The following is a 19075-nucleotide window of genomic DNA, read 5'->3' as shown; positions in this document are numbered from 1 at the left end:
TTAAGGAGGCATTACTTATGCATTAAAACCTATTCAAAGTATTACTGCGATACATTATTTATGATCTTTTGTTTCCTTCTTACGACGATTAAATAAGAATACACTACCTAATGCCGCGAATGATGTTCCAATTAAACCTGCATTTGTACCTTCTTCACCTGTTTCTGGTAAAGCTTTATCTTTAGAAACTTTTGGAGCTTTTTCCGGTTGTTTTTCAGATTTAACTACTTTATGAGGGGCTACATCACCTTTTGGTGCTTTAGGTGGTGTAGGTTGACCAGGTTCTGATGGTTGTTCTGGTGTAGTTGGTACTTCTGGTTTATTTGGTTTTTCAGGTTTTTCTGGCGTGTTAGGTACTTCCGGTTTCTCTGGTACCTCTGGTTTTTCTGGTACTTCAGGTACTTCTGGTTTCTCTGGCACTTCTGGCTTCTCTGGTTTTTCAGGAACTTTTGGTTCTTCCGGTTTCTCAGGTGTGATTGGTTTTTCAGGTTCTACTACTGGTTTATAGAAGCCACTGTCGATTGTGTAATTATCTGCATTGTCGATTACGACTTTCGTTTCTAAACCATTTGAATCTAATGCTTGATCACCAACATTTACCTTAGTTGCTGTGTAACCTTCTGGTGTAGTGAATTTAACTGTGTATTCACCGTTTTCTAATCCAGTAAAGTTATACTTACCTTCAGCATCTGTCACAACTGATTCTGTTGTACCATCTGGTTTAGTCAGTGTCACTGTTACGCCTGAAATGCCTTTTTCATTTGAATTTTGGATACCGTCTTTGTTGCTGTCTTCCCACACATAGTCACCTAAGTTGTATGTTGCTGGGACTGGTGTCGGCTCAACCGTCGGTTTGTAGAAGCCGCTGTCGATTGTGTAATCATCCGCATTATCTACCACGACTTTGACTGTTTGACCGTCTGAGTCTAATGCTTTGTCTCCTACATTTACTTTAGTTGGTTCATAGCCTTTCGGTGTATCGAACGTTACTGTGTATTCGCCGTTTGGTAATCCTGTGAAGTGGTACATACCGTTGTCGTCAGTCACTGTTGTTTCTGTGCTGCCGTCCGGCTTAGTTAAAGTAACTGTTACGCCTGAAATGCCTTTTTCGTTTGAGTTTTGAACACCGTCTTTACTGCTGTCTTCCCAGACTTTATCTCCGATTGAGTATGTTCCTGGCACTGGTGTCGGTTCAACCGTCGGTTTGTTGAAACCGCTGTCGATTGTGAAATCATCCGCATTATCTACCACGACTTTGACTGTTTGACCGTCTGAGTCTAATGCTTTGTCTCCTACATTCACTTTAGTTGGTTCATAACCTTTCGGTGTTTCGAACGTTACTGTGTATTCGCCATTTTGTAATCTTGTGAAGTGGTACATACCGTTATCGTCTGTCACTGTTGTTTCTGTGCTGCCGTCTGGCTTAGTCAATGTAACTGTTACACCTGCAATGCCTTTTTCGTTTGAGTTTTGGACACCGTCTTTACTGCTGTCTTCCCAGACTTTATCTCCGATTGAGTAAGTCGCTGGCACTGGTGTTGGTTCTACCGTTGGTTTGTAGAATCCACTGTCAATTGTGTAATCATCTGCATTGTTGATCTTCACTGTAGCTGACGTACCTTCTGAATCAAGCGCTCTAGAATTTCCTTGCTCAATCAATGTAGATTTATAACCTTTTGGTGTTTCGAAATCTACCTGGTATTCGCCATTTTCTAAATCTGTAAATTTATATTTACCTTTTTCGTCTGTAACTGTCGTTACTTTTGTACCATCCGGTTTAGTTAATGTGACTGTTACACCTGCAATACCTACTTCATTTGAGTTTTGGATACCGTCTTTGTTGCTGTCTTCCCAGACATAGTCACCTAAGTTGTATGTTGCTGGAACTGGTGTCGGCTCAACCGTCGGTTTGTAGAATCCGCTGTCGATTGTGTAATCATCTGCATTGTTGATCTTCACTGTAGCTGACGTACCTTCTGAATCAAGCGCTCTAGACTCTCCTTGTTCGATCAATGTAGATTTATAACCTTCTGGTGTTTCGAAATCTACCTGGTATTCGCCATTTTCTAAATCTGTAAATTTATATTTACCTTTTTCGTCTGTAACTGTCGTTACTTTTGTACCATCTGGTTTTGTTAATGTGACCGTTACTCCAGCAATTCCTACTTCATTTAAGTTTTGGATACCATCTTTATTGCTGTCTTCCCAGACATAGTCACCTAAATTATATTTCGCTACTACTGGTTTAAAGAATCCCGAGTCTATTGTTAAGTCGTCTGCCCCATTAATAGTTACAGGAACAACTAAGCCATTTGAGTCAACTTTGTTGTCTGAACCAACTTTTTGAGCAGTTGGAACATAACCTTCCGGTGTATCAAACTCCACTGTATAGTCACCATTAGAGATATCCCAGAATAAGTAGTTACCATATTTATCAGTTACTGCTGTGTTAATGATTTTTCCTGTTGTATCTTTTAATGTAACTAAAACACCTGGAATCTGCTTTTCTCCCATATCTTGGATACCATTTTGATTAATGTCTTCCCAAACATAATCACCTAATTTATATGTTTCAACAGTCCCATCTCCAGTCCCTGAACTATTCTCAATAACAAAGTTATTAACAAAGAAATAACTTGCAGATGAGCCATATAAATCTGTTGCTAATAAAGTTGCTCTAGTAGTTAAATCTGAACTATATGTTGGATCAAATTTCGAATCCATTACTACTACATATGGTGTATCAATAGCTCCAAAATTTATAACCATATTTCCATTAGAATTAGTATAGATACTGCCATTATTTTGGAAATTTTGCGCCAAGTCCTGATAGTCTGTTTCATCAAAATTATAACTATCAGTTAATAATTTAGAATCTGAAATTTTATAAATATGAAGTTTTGTATAATTAAATCCAATAAGAGCATTACTATCATTATCTTTCGGAGCTATATTAAGAACTGCACTACTTAAATTTTCATCTGTAGGGTTAACATATATCACTTCAGTAAAAGCATTTGTTTTGTTTGTAGCATCAACATTTGTAATCATTGAAGTAACTGATGCTGGATAATAACTATAATTATGCCCATCATACGCATAAGTTATTTGAGCATCAAACTTCTCTTCAGCTAAGCTATAATTTAGTGGATATGTGCCGAACTTTTGCGCTGTTTTACGATCCGCAAATTGAGCTAAGCTGAAGCTTCCTGCAACATTTTGCTTATCATTAACCCAATCAGTAAATGTATATGTTAATGTCTTAGAAGTCGTATCGTAAACACCATTTGCAACTACAAATCCAGATGGTGACTTCAAACTTGTTTCAAATTTATTATTATCAGCTGAATAATCTAATTCTCCATCCATGTTTGCATAAGTTGGCATTTGTAGAGTGAAATAGTCTCCAGCTTTCACAGTGCCATTTACTGTATAATCTGCTTCTAAACGGAAATTACCACTCTTATTTGGATCAATTTCTGTTTTATTGATTTTAGCATTTGATACTGTGACTAAATTATTTACATTTTTACCTTGTTGAACAGTTAGTTCACTGCCTAGGCTCTTACCTGTAATATTTTCATTTCTCGTTGTTTGTGCATTTTGTGCTGTAGCTTCAATAGTGTCCTTATCTTTATTTTGAGATGATTGCTTTAATAAGTCTGCCGTTACTACTGGAGTTTTTTGCGGTGTAATATCCGCTTCTCCGCCCCTTGTTTCGACAACCGGATTAACAGGTTGTGATGCAGTTAATGTTTGAGGTGCTTCTACAGGTTTAATTAATTGTTTTTCTTCTGCTGATTCTTCAATTTTTTGTGGATTGTTTTCAGGTTGTACGCCTGTTGTTGGTACTTCATTAATTGTTGGTGCTGATTCTGTAAGTGGTGTTTTTTCTTCAATAGGATTTTTTTGTTCAGTAGGTGTTGATTCTTTGGTAGGTGTTGATTCTGTAGTTGGTTGTGATACTTTAGGTTCTTTAGAGGTATTTTCTAGTTGTTGTCTTGTATCTGCTTTGTTGTCTGTTTGTGTGTCATTTTCAATCGGATCTTTTAGTGTGTCATTATTTAATTGATTTTCAGTGTTATCAATGTTTGCCGGCTGAGCATCTGGTGTCCCTGCATTTTTCGCAGGCTCATCTGGCTGTACTGATGTTGAATCTTTAGCCTGGTTTGATGTCGTTATCTCCTCTGCTGCTTTTGCTTCGTGACCAAGACCGAATATTAAGGTAGCACCTACAATAATGGATGCTGTACCAACCGAAAATCGGCGGATTGCATATTTGTTACGGTGCTTTGCCTCAAAATTATTTAGTTGTTTATTCATGTGTTTCTCCTCTCTCTATTTAAGCCGTTCAATGCTTTTATCCCTAATTAGGTATAAAAATTAAGCCGAACCGATCAGTATTGTTCCTGTAGAACGTTGGAGAAGAACTAGTGTTTGAAATAGACAGACTTTCTTCATCCCTGGGGACTCACAAAATGAGTAGGAAACAATAACAAATCAGACGGCTTAATGTGATTATATTTAATTAGAGTATTAAAATATTGTATTAAATAATAGAAAGGGTACTTATCACTTTACATATTTTTGTGATATTATACTTTTTTGTTTCTTCTGTACTGTGTAGGTGTCATTTCAAATTCTTTTTTAAATTTCTTACAGAAATGAGAAGAATCTGCATAACCTAACATTTGGGAGATTTCACTGATGCTTAAGTTACGATCTAATAACTTTTTAGCATCTTCTAGTTTTGACTTAGTAATATACTTTTTAACTGTCATACCAAGTTCATTTTTAAAGTTTAAATTTAAGGTCGTTTGGCTAATGTTAAATTCTTTAGCAATCGACTCTATCGTGATTTCATTGTAAAGATTCTGGTTGATATAGTTGAGAATTGAAGATAAAAATGGGGAGAGCTCTTCATCCACGATTTCACCTATTTTTTGAGTGAAAAATACGATAGCGCCATTTCTGACTTTCATAATTTCCGAAAAGTTTTTAGCGGCTTCATTGTCAATAATCATTTGGTCTCTCGTGCGGGTTGCTTCTAATACATCCATGCCTGATTCTATTGCGAGTTGTGATAATTTTTCAAAAACGATAATCGAATAATTCTTCTCGCTACGAATAGAATCTCTTTTACTTGTTGGCATGATTCCTCCTTCCAAATCTGATAGAGATTTCTTCAACTTTGTTATAGAACCTTGTCTAACTAAATCCATCACTTGCTTTTCATACTTTAATTTATTCTTTTCGTTTTCATTTTCAATAAAAAATAATTTCTCTAACCCAGCGTCGTCTAACATTTTCTGCAACTTTTCTACATAGCTATGTATAGGCTCAAAAGTCGGGTCTGATTGACGATCTAATGTAAAAAGATAGTGCACTAATTTAATAATGTCTCTAATGTCTTCTAGAGAATAGAGCTTTATTTCTGGTGCATAATCATTGATTGCCTTTTTAAATTTAATGCTGATGTTTTGTTGTTTTAAAAAGTGTGTAAAGAAGTCGTCCGGTGGTAAACAATGGACATTAAACGGACCAAACAGATAATGCTTGTCCTCAAAGTTATGAAGTAGAAATACTTCATTCATGGCACCTGTTAAAATATAGTAATTATGCCTTTTCTTTTCATCTTCAACAGATTTAATAAGATCTAGTTCGTTATATTGCGGGCTTATCATTTTCTTCGATGTATACTCCTGTATCTCATTCAGATTAGAATCGTATGCTTTAACATTGATACCTAAACATACATGAAGCGATTTTAATATTGCTTTTTCTTTCATTTCTAATCAAAGACCTCCTAGTTGTTACGAAGTTTCTCTTGCCTCACATTAATATCATAATAGCAAATCGAAATATTTAATTGTACATATTATAAAACATTGTATGTTTAAAACATACAATCGCTCACAAGTTGTATTTTAACAATACTGTCATTACAACCTTATCGCAAGCAAACGTTTTCCTTAAATTATCAATAACCTTTCTAAATATTAAATATGTTTATCATTAATCTTAAATTATTTGATTAAAACAAATAAGTATAACTTTAAATTATTATAGACGAACATAAAAAGTAGAGCCTGTCAGAAATAGAGGCTCTACTTATATCTTTACGAAATATAGATGTCATTATTTACGTAAATTCAAACGCTTTTTTATTATACTTGATTTGTCAAGTATACTTTATTTCAAAGACATTAAATACCTGAATGTTTCACGTCAAACTAAATCAGCTTTATCTGATCTTTTCATCAAATGTTCAAACTTATTGTACTTATTTTTGCATTATATAACATAATGCAGTTTATTTAATCTTGCTCTGTATCAATGTTAAATAAACGTTCCGCATTTTGATAAGCAATTTTAGCTTGTTCTGTTGGTGTGAGATTCAATTCATCTAAGAATGTCGTTAATCCCTCTGGTTTTATATACGGGTAATCCGATGCATATAAGATACGATCAATACCGAAATAGTGACGTATCATTTCAAATTGAGGTCTCGATAACATCCCACTCGGCGTGATGTAGAAGTTATTTTTAAAATACGTACTGATAGGTTGTTTTAAATGCTCTGATATGATTGTTTGATCCATACGTTCTAAGAAGAACGGCACAAATTCTCCCCAATGGCCGAGGATGATTTGTAGATTCGGATAACGGTCTAATAATCCTGAAAGTACTAATCTTACCGCATGAATCCCTGTCTCCATATGCCAGCCATAGCCAAATGACGCAAATATTGATGCAGTGACGTCATCATAGCTTGAGCTATTATAATAAGCTTGGTAGACCTCTGATTTAATCGGTGCTGGATGTAAGTAAATAGGTACGTTTAATTCTGCAGCCGCTTCAAATATCCCCTCATACTTCGGATGATCCAAGAACGTACCGTCATCTCCTCTTCCTGCAATCAACGCACCTTTAAGTCCTAGTTCTTTTACACTTCTTCTTAATTCTTGTGCTGCTGCTTCTGGTTCATTAATCGGCAATACCGCCAAGCCTTGAAAACGTGTCGGACGTAAGTCCACATACTCTCCTAACACATCATTACATAACTGACATAATTCAATTCCTGCCTGTCCTATTAAGAGTGAAGGTGCTTCTTTACCATAAGATAAAACCTGCATACGTACGTTATTGTCATTCATAAATTTCATACGCGTTTTATGTTGGTCTAGATCATCTTCACCATGAAAGTCAGTCTTTTCTTCTAAAGCTGAAAGCATTGTTTCTAACGGAACACCTTTAGGATCTTTCGAAACTAAATTCCTCACCTTTTCTTGTACATCTGTCAGTATATAGTGTTCTTCAACCAAAATTGTTTCCATTTTTTCTTCCTTCTCTCTTCTATATCGTTAATAATCTTTTCCCGAGTTACCTTACATATATGCGATAAGCTTTTCGATAGTTGATTCTAAGCTGGTCTGTCTCAAAATAAATTCCCATAAGATTATCTTACTTAACATAGTAGTTAATTTTCATAAACTTTCCATTTTCAATAGTAAATGCCATCTCCAACTTACAAAATTTTCTATACCATACATCGCCACATTAAGCTTGATACATTTAAAATAGTTCCGTTTTCGTGTAATTATAAATTGATACATATAAACTATTTTTTAGATTTTAATGGTAATAATTAAGAATATTACATAGATTACAAATATTACCGTTGTTAAACAATAATGGAGACCTTTATAAAGTGAGACCTATCAACTTTTTCCTGAGTTTTTATAGTGCCTGTTATAAAATTGTCACATTTGCCTGTATATTATGACATTTTAATTATTTAATGCTAATTGATAGGTTTTAACTAAAATCTATTATATTTTTCTAACAAATAATAAACATTCTTACATTTTAGTAAAATTAGATTTTTTTAATATTTGATATGTTAATCTGTTCGGGGATAAAAAAACGAGGTGAAAATTTTGTTATTAGTAATCATATTTTCCGCATTGATTTTAGTACTTGGCATTCGTGAAATGCATGTACATAGAAAACGTATCAAACAGATCCCGATACGTATCAACATTAACGGTATTCGCGGTAAGTCCACCATTACTCGATTAATCTACGGCATCTTACGAGAAGATAACTACCAAGTTATTGGTAAAACAACAGGAACTGATGCCCGAATGCTGTATTGGTTTGATGAAGAAGAGTATCCAGTCGTTCGTAAACCTCAAGGTCCGAACATCGGAGAGCAAAAGGATATTTTGCAGAATGTTATCGACAACAAAGGTAAAGCCATCGTTAATGAATGTATGGCCGTCAATCCAGACTATCAAATCGTCTTTCAAGAAAAGCTGTTAAAGGCGAATGTGGGTGTCATTGTCAATGTCATGGAAGACCATATGGAAACTTTAGGCCCGACATTAGATGAAGTGGCAGAAGCATTTACCGCAACAATTCCTTATAACGGAAAACTTGTCATCATGAAAGACGATTACACAGACTTCTTTAAGAAAGTCGCAGATAAACGCAACACTGAAACGATTGTCGTGGACAGAGATAAAGTTGAAGAAGATTTACTTCGAAAATTCGACTATATCGTCTTCCCTGACAATGTCGCGATTGCGATGGGTGTCGCAAAAGCAATCGGCGCCAATCCAGATGTCGCAATTGAAGGTATGTTGAACGCACCGCCTGATAGTGGCGCAGTACATATACACTACTATCATAAGAACGATACTAAGAACATCTTCGTTAATGCCTTCGCCGCAAACGAACCTCAGTCATCTAAAGCGATTCTCCAAAAAGTAATCGACTACAAATATCCCTATGAAAAGAAAGTCATTATTTTGAATTGTCGTGGTGACCGTTTAGATAGAACAAAACTCTTTGCTGAAGATTTCATTACTGACGTAGACTTCGACACGTTGATTTGTGTCGGCAAGAGTACGCAGCTTGTGACAGAAGTCATGAAATCTCAACCAGATAAAAAATACTTGAACTTTGAAGGAAGACCTTTCGAAGAAGTAGAACAAGCAATCTATGAGGAATCCAAATCGGCACTAGTTTTTTGTGTCGGTAATATTCATGGTAACGGCAAGAAAGTCGTGAATTTATTAGAAGGGATGGATTAATTTTGGTAGGTTCAGAGCTGTATTTCTCATTATTTGTAGGTATCGTACTCAGCTTGATATTCGCTGAGAAATTCGGTATCAATCCTGCAGGGCTCGTAGTACCTGGTTATTTAGCTTTAATATTTGATCAACCTATTATGTTGCTGTCAGTACTGATTATCAGCTGTCTGACATACTTCATTGTGGCACACGGTATTAGTAAAGTTGCTTTACTTTATGGACGTAGAAAGTTCGCCGCAATGATTTTAACCGGCATGATTATAAAATTCGTTTTTGACTTGATATATCCACTGACCCCCTTTGAGGTCGTGCAGATATCCGGTATCGGTATTGTCATTCCAGGCATTATCGCGAATACCATTCAAAAACAAGGTACAATCACTACGTTAGCTTCATGTATGCTGCTGACTTGTATCACGTACGTCGTGTTATTCGCATATAGCTTTATCAAATAAGAAGGAGTTAGAGTATGGCTAACAAGCAACGTTTCAATATAGAGAATTGGATTTTAAAGAAATCCAAAAATCAAAAGAAGCATAATTCTAAATACATGTTAGTTGTGTCTATCGTTGCGCTGATACTACTCATAACGCTCATGGCCACTGCTAAAACACATAAGGTCGATGTCTTCGCTAAACATAAAGATGATATTCACTTAGCTTACTTTGGTAATGTCAATTTGAATAAATACATCAGACAAAGTGACTTAGATGATATGTTCGACCCCATTCACAGCATCATTAAAGAAAGTGATTATGCTTCAACCAGCTTGAATATCAATCGCGTATCTAAAAATTCATCTAAGAACGTCAAAAAGAACTTAGATAATATCGCATTTATGAAATCACTTGGCTTTACGAATCTTAATTTGACCAACAACGCAGTAGACCTCGCAGACATGAAACAAATTGAAAAACAAGCCAATCAAAAATACGGTTATAACTTTTTAACCGGTAATGGTTCAAACCCATTAAACAGTAAAGTATCTCATAAGACGATTCATGGTAAGAAAATTGCGACTGTGTCATTTACAGACATCAACTCAAAATATACGAATGCGAATAAAGCCACAACATCTATCGCTTTAGATCCGAAAATCTTTGTTCCATTAGTTAAAAAACTTAAAGAAGAAAATGACATGGTTGTTGTCAATGTAGACTGGGGTATTCCAGATGAACCACATGTCACAAGCCGTCAGAAGACTTACGGTCACGCCCTAGCAGAAGCAGGTGCTGATGTGGTCTTAGGCCATAATACAGTGATTCAAAAAATTGAAGAACATCAAAATACACCAATCTTCTACAGTTTAGGTAATGTCACTTCAGATGATTTCTTATCTGAGAATAAAAAAGGCTTAGCGGTTCAACAATCATGGGATGGAAATCGCAGTGACTTCATGATTACACCGATTAAGACTTCTGGAGATAAAATCACCAAAGATAATATGAACGTCATAGAAAAAACAAAACTAAAAAATCGTATTTCTCACCCATCCATCAAACTTAAAGATACTAAAGGAGGCTACTATTATGAAAATTAAGAATTACTTATTATATGCGGCTATTGTATTGATCATCGCCAGCATTTTCTTAATGATTATTCTCAGCAATGCGAATGAACCTTTAGATAAATATGAAAAACATGATTTAAAAACTGAAAAACACGTGTCTTTCAATGGAGGTCATACCTTCCATGAACATTTATAGTAAAAAGGTACTGACAGTTATATTTATCATCACATTGCTGGTATCTACTATCTTCTACTTTGTAAATAAAGAAGACCAAGTCGATAAAGATGAACTTTATGAAAATAAATTAGCCTCTCAAAATCATAAAGACGCTAAAAAGAAATACGGTGTCGCAACGAACAATAAAATTGCGAGAGCTGTCGGAAATAAAATTATTCAAGAAGGCGGAAACTCAGCCGACGCAGCTTACGGTGTTGCTTATACTTTAGCAGTTACTGAACCTTACGCTGCAGGACTCGGCGGTGAAGGTACGTCATTGACGTATGATGGAAAAAAGGGGTCCAAACCTACTGTCTATGACTACAACACAGTTTCTGGCTATAACTATCAAAAAGGCGACGAAGTCGGTGTACCTGGTTTTGTTCAAGGTATGCATGACATGCACGAAAAAGAAGGTCATATGAGTGAAAAGAAAATCTTAAACTATGTTATTCCACTTGCTGAGGATGGATTCCAAGTCAACACTGACCTTGCAAAACTCCTTTCTAAATATAGTGGGAACTTAGATAACAACTCACCTTTCTTTAAAAAGGAAGACCAAGTCGTACAAAATGGCGACGTCGTTAAACAAGAAGCTTTAGCTAAAACATTAAAGGGGATCAGAGATCACGGTCCAGATTATTTCTATAAAACACAAGGACCAAGCATTGCTAAACAAAGCGGGAGTCATTTAAGCGAGAAAGATTTCACTGACTATAAAACACAAACGAAACAACCACTTTCAACTAACTATCTGAATAACCAAGTCTATACGTCACCTAACCCGACCAGCGGTATGTTGACACTTCAAGGTCTGAAAATTGATCAGTCTATCAATGGTAACTTAGGTGAAGAAAAACGAAATGACTTTATTGAAAGTGTTATCGAAGCAAGAAATGTAAACTTTAAAAATAGATATTTAATCAATGATCAAGCAAAAAATGACACTAAACATACAGGAGATCATTATTTATTAAAACGTGCTGAAAAGTACAAGAACATTAAAAATCAATTCGGTTTACAAGGACAAGTGAATACAGCTGGTTCACACTTTGTAGTTGTTGATAAACAAGGCCGCATGACAAGCTCAACAAACACACTCAACAACTTCTTCGGTTCTGGCGCTTATACGAAGCAAGGTTTCTTTATGAACAATGCTTTAAAACGTTTCTCAGATTCACCAGATAGTGATAACCACGGTGACAAACATAAATCACCGCGTTCATTCATCTCACCTACCATTGTGGTTGGTAAAGATTATTACTTCGGCGGCGGTACACCAGGTGGTAATAAAGTACCGACTCTTATGCAAGAAAACTTATCTAATTACTTACGCGGTAAAGATTCACTTCAAGAAACAATTGATAAGCCGCGCTTCTATAATGACGGCAAAGATGTCTATTATGAAGACGGCATGAGCGACCAAGACCTTAAGACGATTAAAGACTTAGGTTACAATCCTAAAAACAGCGCAGACAATCCAAACTTCGGCAGTTTCCAAGGTGCAACTTACTTCAAGAAAGACAAGAAAACAGAAACAGGACATGATGTTGAAGTAAGATAGTGTGAATTTATTGCTGTATCAATTGTAAAGTTAAACCCATCACAAACAAGGGACTGAGATGACGACATAAAAGTTATCTCAGTCCTCATTTCTTTAAAAATCTATTTACTAAAGGAGGCTGAACATAATGCGACGCGATCATCCCATGCTCAAACGTTTTCTATTGATTTTACTCTTGAGTATTGCACTAACTACACTAGTCTTTATTCCTTTCTTTATGAATGCGGCAAAAGGCATTGCGTTTATTAGTAAAGGCGATGGGTTTTCACAGTTAGTCCCTTTCCAAAAGTATTTATATCATCAATACACACACTTCAGAAGCTTTTATGATGTTTCATTCGGCTTAGGCGGAGATTATACAAAAGGCTTATCTTATTACTACGCTACGTCACCTTTATTACTGCTATACTTCGGTATCGTATATATTGGTGAACAACTCTTTAATCTGCCTGCGCACAGTATACAATTTTGGGCTGCCAACCAGATTTTCTTGAGTTATATTCGTGTAGTATTCACAGTCTTAACAAGTATCTATTTCTTTAGATACCTTAATTCCAATCGTTTCTTCGTCATACTCGCAACGTTAATGTATGCAATTTCTGTAGTGACGATTTACTTTAACTTTACCTGGTCATTTTATGGTGACGTACTAATCTTGTTGCCGTTATCGTTATTAGGCTTAGAACGTTTCTTTCAAGCGCGCAAAATCGGTTTATTTATCTTTGCGATTGCGGTCACGTTATTCTCTAATTTCTACTTCAGTTATTATGAGTTTATTATTCTAAGCTTTTATACTTTATATCGCATTATTTGGCCATACCATAAAGACATTGTCCAACGTGTACAGAAGCTTTATCTTTTAATTATTGCGGCAGTACTCAGTTTAATGATTGCAAGTCTCGGTTTTTATACAGGTGTTTCAGCAGTTATGGCTAATGACCGTCAAATCAATCCGAACTTAACACTTTCATTACTCATTGATTTCAAAGAAAAATATCATATGTTTTCTGACGGCTTTTACATCACAATTTCAACACTGACATTCATCGCCTTATTTGCGTTTAGATTATATAAGCATTATTTCTATCGCTTATTTGCGATTTTAACTTGGATTATGCTGATAGGGTCACTAACCCCTTATTTCGATAGTTTCTTTAATGGCTTTTCATTGCCTGCACGCAGATGGGTGTACATTTTAGGACTTTCATCCAGTGTCTTGATTGCATTATTCTTACTTCATCTTTCTGAAGTATCTATCAAGCAATACCTATACACAGCCCTTGGCTGTGTCGTTGTCATGCTATATATGTATACACAATACGACGGTAATAATACATGGATGTGGGTCACACTGGTATTAATGATTTTCCTATTTATCTGTTTGTATCAACCACACTTGTTGAAGCGAAAAGCCACCTACATCGCAATTGTTTTACTGGTATTCATTCAACAATTGGTAATGATACAAAATTATCATGATACACATATGTCTATTTATGAACGTCCGATTGCTTCTATGAAAGAAGACAATTACAACAATGCTAAACTGCAACATAAATTTGATCAGTTGCAGCGAGAGAAAGATCCATTCAGTCGTATTGAATATCTCTCATTCCCTGCACAAAATTCGCCTTTAATTTATGGCTTTAGAGGAATCGCACTATACTCTAGTCTGTTTAATGGAGATATTTTAAATTACTATGATAAAACAATGCAGATTGCACAGCCGATTGATAAAAATAGTAACTATCGCTTTTTAGGTAATCGCGCTAACTTAATGGCATTGTGGAACGTACAAGACCGCTTCAAAAACCCAATCGACCACAACCGCCCTTATGGTTTTGAACCGCAATCTACAATTAAAGGAAAGAAAAATAAATACGAACATTCATCATCAACGATTGATTACCCTGCTACTCACATCACAGATAAAGTCTATGATAATAAAAAATTAAAAACACCAATTGAGAAAGAACATGCGATGTTAAAAGGTGTCGTCCTAGATGACGCTACACCAGCGACTCACAAAACAGAACATAACATCAACTATAAAGACCAAATCCAGGAAGAAGCTGATGATGCACGCTGGAATAAAACAGACAAAACCTTAAAAGTTAAAGAGAAAAATGGCGGCATTGATTATACCCTTCCAAAATCAATGACTGATAAATATAAAGATTTATATTTTGAAATTGAACTCGAGCTACAGTCACCAGATAAACCACACCGAGTTAAACTAAATGAATTCACGCAAAACCGCAGTTCACTCGGTTACTCTTATCGTCGTGTGGTTAATCCATTAACTATTCGTATCAAAGCCGATGATAAAGTGCGATTAAACTTACCTAAAGGCAATTACCGTTATAAACTTAAAGGTGTCTACGGTGAAGATTATCAAGCGTTGAAAACTGCATCACGTTCAGTTGACCGTGTCAAAATCAAACCTACATCTCACGGCTATACCTTTACAAAACAACCACAAGATCATGGTTATTTAGTCATCCCGACACCTTATGAAAAAGGTATGCATGCGACAATTGATGGTAAAGAAGCAGAAGTGAAAAAAGGTAATGGTATTGAAACAGTCATTCCTGTTAAAAAAGGTCAAAAACACATTCAGCTTTCTTATACACCACCTTATCTTTATCCATTATTAATCCTTAGTGGTATTGGACTGATTCTGGCTATCGGCTTTACTTGGTTTGTTCGTCATAAAACTAAATAACTTCATTTAATATCAAATGATTCACCAAAGAAGCAGCGGCTTAAAAGGTGCCGCTGCTTCTTTATACATATTCATTAACTTTTTAAGACTCATTCAAAGCGCTATTAATACTGTCAGTGAATGCAGACATACGGTCTGTCCAATTCGCTGGATTTTCACGGCTTGGACGAGACGCATCGCTATTTTTAAAGAATTGGTTCGCAAATTGATTATTCAACTCAATTTGTACCCCAGCTTTTTGTTGGTTTTGATTCGTAATATTATTTAAATTACGCCCTGCGATATTACCTGTGGCTTCTGTGACATCAAAACCTTCTGATCTTAACGACGTAGCGATGCGTTCACGTAAAGCATCATCTCGTCCTCCTACATAGATATCATTACCAGAACGTGCTGTTTTATGAATAGTCACTGTCTTTTTCGACTCATGAACCATGGCTTGTGCTTTAGGTTCATCATAATTTTCGGATGTGACATGCAGTTCTTTATTATTTATTGGACGAATACCTTTAAATGTGTAGTAACTCGCATTATTTTTATTCGCAATTTCATATGCGATTTCACTTGTGCCTGGTTCAATACCACCGCCATGTGGTGCAACAATCAGTGTATCATTTGTACCCTTGCTTGTTTTGATTGTCCAATCTTTACCCTCTTGTGTAGCTTGTTGCAGTTGCGTCATCGATTGATATTTATCTGAAGCACTGAACGTTACTGGAGATAATGTCAACAAACTAACCATAGCTATAGAAACCACACTCGCTGAAATCAATATCGGATTCTTTATCTTTCTCATTCTACAACACCTCTTTTTAAAGTTCTTTCTATATAATTATCTCCTTTCCTAAGTTCACTTAATTTCCGCTTTAAGCTTATCCATACTTATTAATCCCTTTAGTAACAGTGTAACCTTCTTGAAATAATTTAATCATATTTTTGTGAAAACATTATAATCTTAATTAAATATTAAATCCGGTAAAGCAATTGATCAAAATAAAATTTAGCATGGCTTTTTTAACACAGTTAATTTTCTCAAGCTAGTTTAACCTTAACATTTTATCCTACATTTTTATGCAATTTGCTTTAAATTTATAATTTAGGGGTAGTAATAACTAATGACATATCTCCTGTGATTCACTTCATTAAAATGCTGCTGCGTTAATCGACGATTTCGCAACTGCATTTTAAATTTTTTTAATTTTTTTCGATACTTAAATTATCGGTAAAATGAATGTGTAATTTAAGTTATCAGAATTATCAAAACAGTTGGTATGACTTACTTTGTAGCACTTTCTGAAATGACATTGTATTTTCAGAAAAGACAAAAAGAGGGTGAATTTGAACATTTTGTCTGTCAATTGTTTGTTGAAAGCGATTTCATTTTTATGTATTATGACACTAAAGATATAAAAAGGGGCTGGTTTATATATGCAAGGAGAAGAGAAAAATGGGCAAAACGTAGAACAACAAGCACAAAATGAAAAGAAACCAAAAGCCATAGGAATTTGGCCGTCATTATTTACATTGGGGTTAATGATAGCGGTCATGTTATTTACAGTCGCAGTATTAAAGAAAGAACCACATATTCCACTGATGATTGGGACAGCAGTGGCTATCGGGGTTACAATGTTGCATGGCTATAAGTTCGACGATGTCGAGCAGATGATGTATAAGGGGATCAGACATGCATTACCTGCGATTGTCATCATTATTTTAGTCGGATTGATTATCGGATCATGGATTGGCAGCGGTGTCGTTGCGACAATGATTTATTATGGTCTACAGTTGATTGATCCACGTTTCTTCTTAGCAGTAGTCGTCTTACTGTGTGGTATTGTCGCATTAGCAATCGGAAGTTCTTGGTCTACCATGGCAACTGTGGGGGTTGCTTCAATGGGGATTGGAATGAGTATGGGAATCAACCCAGGTATGGTAGCAGGCGCTGTCATCTCAGGCTCATATTTTGGAGATAAAATGAGTCCGCTCTCTGATACAACAAACTTAGCATCAGGATTAACGAAAGTAGATTTATTCGAACATATTAAACATATGACTTATACAACAATCCCAGCACTTGTGATTTCACTCATCGCATTCTTTATTATTGGGATGCAGTATGGTAATCGTAATTTTGACGCTAAAAATATTGAGAAAATTCTATCAACGATGCAGAATGAATTTGTAATTTCACCTTGGTTATTGTTAATTCCTTTAGCTGTTATTGTATTAGTAATGTTTAAAGTACCTGCCATTCCTGCCATTTGTGCTGGTATTATCTTAGGATTCTTCGCACAAATTTTTGTACAAGGCGGTTCTTTAACAGAAGCACTGACTGCACTTCAAACAGGTTATACAATGGAATCAGGCAATAAGATGGTGGATGAGTTATTTAACCGTGGTGGTTTAGAATCTATGTTCTATACAATTTCACTGACACTCGTCGCAATGACATTCGGTGGTGTCTTAGAATATTCAGGTATGTTAGATTCACTCATTAGCATCATCTTACGTTGGGCAAAGAATACAGGTTCATTATTAACATCAGTGATTCTATCTTGTATCGGTACAAACTTCACATGTTCTGAACAATATATTTCTATTATCGTACCAGGACGTATGTATGCACAAACTTTTGCGGATAAAGGTTTACATCCTAAGAACTTATCACGTGCGTTAGAGGATGGCGGTACACTGACTTCTGTCTTCGTACCATGGAACACATGTGGTGTGTTTATCGCATCAACATTAGGTGTCGGCGTAATGCAGTATGCGCCATTCGCATTCTTAAACTTCTTAGTACCAATCATTTCTATTATCTTCGCATACACAGGTTATAAGATTGTGAAGTTGCCGAAAGATAAACGTGAAGGTGTGAAAGCTAGAAAAAAGAAAGCCACTTTGCCTAACGATACGAACTTAGCATAAAAATTATTTGAATTTTTAGAAATCTAATAACAGATAGTTTAACACCCTCGTGTTGATGACACGAGGGTGCATTCTGTTTTCTATGATTTAAGACGTTCGCTAAACGTTTCAAATGATATTTGACCTGTCGCTAACTTTTCATATTCAACACGCATTTGTTCATTTTTAGATAGCGGACGTTCATATAAGGCTTCAACACATGTCGCTTCGTCTTTTAACGGTTCGTATAATGACGTTAACGTTTTAAACACTTCATAATAACGCAAGCCGAATCTTCTTAATGATTGTGCATTAAAATGAATACCGTCTGGATTCATTGTTAACCCTTTTGAAGTGACAAAGTATGTGTCTGGCACTTGTTGCGGCATAGTTTGTAAAATATGGTTGATTTCTGCATGTTGTGTCAAAGTACGACTGAAACCTTCTGCATGTGTTAAATGATCTAACCCACCTATGATGAAAGGTACATGAGGCAGATCAAGTTCCTTTCTGACATGTGCAATCACATTTTTTAATTTGATTGATACACTTGATATAAATCCTGATTACAGTCGTTTTCACCTTGGTGCCATAAGATACCGATAATTTCACTCGTTTCTTGCGCAAAACGTGCTTCAGAAAGTGCATGGCGCATGAGTACACTTCCGGGTTGCCATTCTGAAATAGCACTGCCGCCTTCAGCACAAGGGATTAAGCCGATAGATTCATTGGGATGGTCGATTGACCAAGCTTGCGCAAACGCACTCGCCAAACCGACACCTGCTAAATGTCTATCAGCGTGAATCGGTTCACCCATCATTTGCCATCTGCCATTTCTTAAGACATGGATATGTTCATTAATAATGGCTGGAACTTCATTTAGAAAGCCTCTGCCTGCCATATTGGATTGGCCCAATAAAAGAATGGATTTCATAATGATACCTGCTTTCTATAGTTTGATTCAGTTTCATTATAACAAGTATTTCTATTCTTTAAGTAGAATTAATTTTTAAAAGAAAACGTTTTCCTTAATAATTTAAACCGCTTCGCTTATCTT

11 protein-coding genes and 1 pseudogene are annotated in these 19075 nt (G+C 35.7%); 7 read left to right on the top strand and 5 right to left on the bottom strand.

What is annotated here, in order from left to right; all coding sequences use genetic code 11:
* Positions 1 to 54 precede the first annotated feature (54 nt).
* The 3 genes from HMPREF2603_RS13685 to HMPREF2603_RS10310 all read right to left on the bottom strand — a co-directional run bounded on the left by HMPREF2603_RS13685 (position 55) and on the right by HMPREF2603_RS10310 (position 7337).
* Positions 55 to 4323 (bottom strand): SdrD B-like domain-containing protein, encoded by a 4269-nt coding sequence (locus HMPREF2603_RS13685; RefSeq protein ID WP_070502101.1) that lies wholly within the window; start codon positions 4321 to 4323, stop codon positions 55 to 57.
* A 272-nt stretch (positions 4324 to 4595) separates the two neighbouring features.
* Positions 4596 to 5789, bottom strand: coding sequence for a YSIRK-targeted surface antigen transcriptional regulator (locus tag HMPREF2603_RS10315; RefSeq protein WP_060804653.1), 1194 nt, complete (start codon positions 5787 to 5789; stop codon positions 4596 to 4598).
* 528 nt (positions 5790 to 6317) lie between these two features.
* Positions 6318 to 7337 carry an amidohydrolase family protein gene (locus HMPREF2603_RS10310; RefSeq protein WP_060804655.1) on the bottom strand — a complete coding sequence of 340 codons (1020 nt, stop codon included), beginning with the start codon at positions 7335 to 7337 and terminating at the stop codon, positions 6318 to 6320.
* A 603-nt stretch (positions 7338 to 7940) separates the two neighbouring features.
* Here HMPREF2603_RS10310 and pgsB point away from each other — a divergent pair.
* The 6 genes from pgsB to HMPREF2603_RS10285 all read left to right on the top strand — a co-directional run bounded on the left by pgsB (position 7941) and on the right by HMPREF2603_RS10285 (position 15114).
* Positions 7941 to 9098 carry a poly-gamma-glutamate synthase PgsB gene (gene pgsB, locus HMPREF2603_RS10305; protein ID WP_002480094.1) on the top strand — a complete coding sequence of 386 codons (1158 nt, stop codon included), beginning with the start codon at positions 7941 to 7943 and terminating at the stop codon, positions 9096 to 9098.
* A gap of 2 nt (positions 9099 to 9100) precedes the next feature.
* Positions 9101 to 9553, top strand: coding sequence for a poly-gamma-glutamate biosynthesis protein PgsC (gene pgsC, locus HMPREF2603_RS10300; protein ID WP_002480095.1), 453 nt, complete (start codon positions 9101 to 9103; stop codon positions 9551 to 9553).
* Between the two features lie 14 nt (positions 9554 to 9567).
* Complete coding sequence (locus tag HMPREF2603_RS10295; RefSeq protein WP_060804657.1) at positions 9568 to 10638, top strand: CapA family protein; 1071 nt, start codon at positions 9568 to 9570, stop codon at positions 10636 to 10638.
* Positions 10628 to 10804, top strand: a complete 177-nt coding sequence (locus HMPREF2603_RS13455; protein ID WP_002480097.1) for a hypothetical protein — start codon at positions 10628 to 10630, stop codon at positions 10802 to 10804. Before HMPREF2603_RS10295 ends, HMPREF2603_RS13455 begins: the two co-directional genes overlap by 11 nt.
* A complete protein-coding gene (locus HMPREF2603_RS10290; RefSeq protein WP_060804659.1) occupies positions 10791 to 12389 on the top strand; it encodes a gamma-glutamyltransferase in 1599 nt (532 codons plus the stop codon). The genes HMPREF2603_RS13455 and HMPREF2603_RS10290 overlap by 14 nt, the downstream gene beginning before the upstream one ends.
* A 127-nt stretch (positions 12390 to 12516) precedes the next feature.
* Positions 12517 to 15114, top strand: a complete 2598-nt coding sequence (locus HMPREF2603_RS10285; RefSeq protein ID WP_060804661.1) for a YfhO family protein — start codon at positions 12517 to 12519, stop codon at positions 15112 to 15114.
* Positions 15115 to 15196: 82 nt separating this feature from the next.
* Here HMPREF2603_RS10285 and HMPREF2603_RS10280 read toward each other — a convergent pair whose 3' ends face one another.
* Entirely contained in the window at positions 15197 to 15910 is a 714-nt protein-coding gene (locus HMPREF2603_RS10280; RefSeq protein WP_060804663.1) for a poly-gamma-glutamate hydrolase family protein, read from the bottom strand.
* A 632-nt stretch (positions 15911 to 16542) separates the two neighbouring features.
* Here HMPREF2603_RS10280 and nhaC point away from each other — a divergent pair.
* Positions 16543 to 18039 carry a Na+/H+ antiporter NhaC gene (nhaC, locus tag HMPREF2603_RS10275; protein WP_002480101.1) on the top strand — a complete coding sequence of 499 codons (1497 nt, stop codon included), beginning with the start codon at positions 16543 to 16545 and terminating at the stop codon, positions 18037 to 18039.
* A gap of 80 nt (positions 18040 to 18119) precedes the next feature.
* Here nhaC and HMPREF2603_RS10270 read toward each other — a convergent pair.
* Positions 18120 to 18919: pseudogene (locus HMPREF2603_RS10270) on the bottom strand (sialate O-acetylesterase).
* Positions 18920 to 19075 lie beyond the last annotated feature (156 nt).

Source organism: Staphylococcus sp. HMSC055C03, assembly GCF_001809385.1.
GTDB classification, from domain to species: domain Bacteria; phylum Bacillota; class Bacilli; order Staphylococcales; family Staphylococcaceae; genus Staphylococcus; species Staphylococcus simulans.
Note: the sequence above shows the minus strand (reverse complement) of the source record. Positions and strands in the feature narration are given on the sequence as shown.

Excerpts from the sequence above, each read along its gene's own strand:
- HMPREF2603_RS13455 (WP_002480097.1), top strand. The coding sequence starts at position 10,628 with ATGAAAATTAAGAATTACTTATTATATGCGGCTATTGTATTGATCATC.
- HMPREF2603_RS10290 (WP_060804659.1), top strand. The coding sequence starts at position 10,791 with ATGAACATTTATAGTAAAAAGGTACTGACAGTTATATTTATCATCACA.
- HMPREF2603_RS13685 (WP_070502101.1), bottom strand. The coding sequence starts at position 4,323 with ATGAATAAACAACTAAATAATTTTGAGGCAAAGCACCGTAACAAATAT.
- HMPREF2603_RS10280 (WP_060804663.1), bottom strand. The coding sequence starts at position 15,910 with ATGAGAAAGATAAAGAATCCGATATTGATTTCAGCGAGTGTGGTTTCT.
- HMPREF2603_RS10310 (WP_060804655.1), bottom strand. The coding sequence starts at position 7,337 with ATGGAAACAATTTTGGTTGAAGAACACTATATACTGACAGATGTACAA.
- HMPREF2603_RS10295 (WP_060804657.1), top strand. The coding sequence starts at position 9,568 with ATGGCTAACAAGCAACGTTTCAATATAGAGAATTGGATTTTAAAGAAA.
- nhaC (WP_002480101.1), top strand. The coding sequence starts at position 16,543 with ATGCAAGGAGAAGAGAAAAATGGGCAAAACGTAGAACAACAAGCACAA.
- HMPREF2603_RS10315 (WP_060804653.1), bottom strand. The coding sequence starts at position 5,789 with ATGAAAGAAAAAGCAATATTAAAATCGCTTCATGTATGTTTAGGTATC.
- HMPREF2603_RS10285 (WP_060804661.1), top strand. The coding sequence starts at position 12,517 with ATGCGACGCGATCATCCCATGCTCAAACGTTTTCTATTGATTTTACTC.